Annotated in this window: 1 protein-coding gene; it reads right to left on the reverse strand. The window is 64.4% G+C overall.

Annotation, left to right across the window (positions count from 1 at the left end; genetic code table 11):
• Positions 1 to 18: 18 nt before the first annotated feature.
• Positions 19 to 1,089, reverse strand: coding sequence for an IS110 family RNA-guided transposase (locus tag INT49_RS20815; RefSeq protein WP_193119628.1), 1,071 nt, complete (start codon positions 1,087 to 1,089; stop codon positions 19 to 21).
• Between the last annotated feature and the right edge of the window lie 121 nt (positions 1,090 to 1,210).

A 1,210-nucleotide genomic window follows, 5' to 3' on the forward strand; every position in this document is an offset into this window, starting at 1 on the left:
TTGACGCTCCTATAGTTGTCAACTCGCGATTTCGCCGGTGCGGGGGTTGACCTTGATGAGGTGGTAGACCTCGCGAATGACGTAGCGCTTCAGGCAGCGGATGATGTCGCGTTTACTCTTGCCCTCGGCGGTCCGACGGGCAACGTAGGCGATGGTCGGCTCGTGGAATCTCATACGGACGATCACGGTGCGGTAGATCGCGGCGTTCAGCTGCCGATGCCCACCGTGGTTGATGCGATGCCTGCCGCTGGTCATTCCAGAGCCGGTCGGGACGGGGCTGATGCCGGCGAGCTTTGCGAACGCTGCCTCGGAGTGGATCCGCTCGGGATTGTCGCCAGCGACGATCAGGATCTCGGCTGCGGTATCGACGCCGATGCCGAACTGCTCCAGCAACTGGGGAGCGGTGCGAATGACGAGCGCCTCGATCGATGCCCTGAGTTCCTTGGCCTCACTGTCCAGGTGCTGCCATCTGCGGGCCAGGGACCGCAGTGCATGGCGAAGAGCGTCTGCGGGCGTCTCGAGGTTCCGAGGGCGCAGTGCCGCGAGGTGGCGGGCGAGCTTGATCGGCGTCATCCGGTTCGTCTCGCGGCGCAGCGTGTCATCAGCGTGAACGAGCATCGCCTTTATCGAGATGATCGCGGCGGAACGGTCGGTGACGGCGGAGTCGTGCGCGATCTTGAGCTGTCTGATCATCTCGACGCCGCTGTCAGCGGTCTTCGGAATAACTGTCGCGAAGCCCGCGAGGACGGAGCGGGCGGCGTTCTCCGCATCGAGGGTGTCGGACTTCCCGTTCAGCCGCCGTTGGCGCCGGTCAGGGCGCCCTGCTTCGACGACCTTGTGCCCATGGCGGCGCAGGAACGATGTCAGCGTCGCACCGTAGGAACCGGTGCCCTCGATGCCGAACACAAGGACCGTTCCGAACGAGTTCGCCCATCCGAGAAGCTGCTTGAAGCCCCCTGTATCGGTAGGGACCGTGAGGGTAGCGAGGATGCCGCCGATGGTGTCGAGCACGGCGGCGACGTGGATGTGCTTATGGGTGTCGACGCCGATGACGACGTGCCCGGAGTGGACGGTTTCGAGTGTGCTCATGGTGCCTGTCTCCCTTGACGGTTAGCGTGGTCTCACGCTGTCGCCGGCGGGTGGACAGGACTGTCACGGGGACGCTCTCGACATGCTGCTCCAGGCTCCTATTAGGTCACGCCCGATCCGG

Origin of the sequence: Brachybacterium tyrofermentans (genome assembly GCF_014897585.1) — a bacterium.
Lineage (GTDB): Bacteria > Actinomycetota > Actinomycetes > Actinomycetales > Dermabacteraceae > Brachybacterium > Brachybacterium tyrofermentans.

Excerpts from the sequence above, each read along its gene's own strand:
- INT49_RS20815 (WP_193119628.1), bottom strand. The coding sequence starts at position 1,089 with ATGAGCACACTCGAAACCGTCCACTCCGGGCACGTCGTCATCGGCGTC.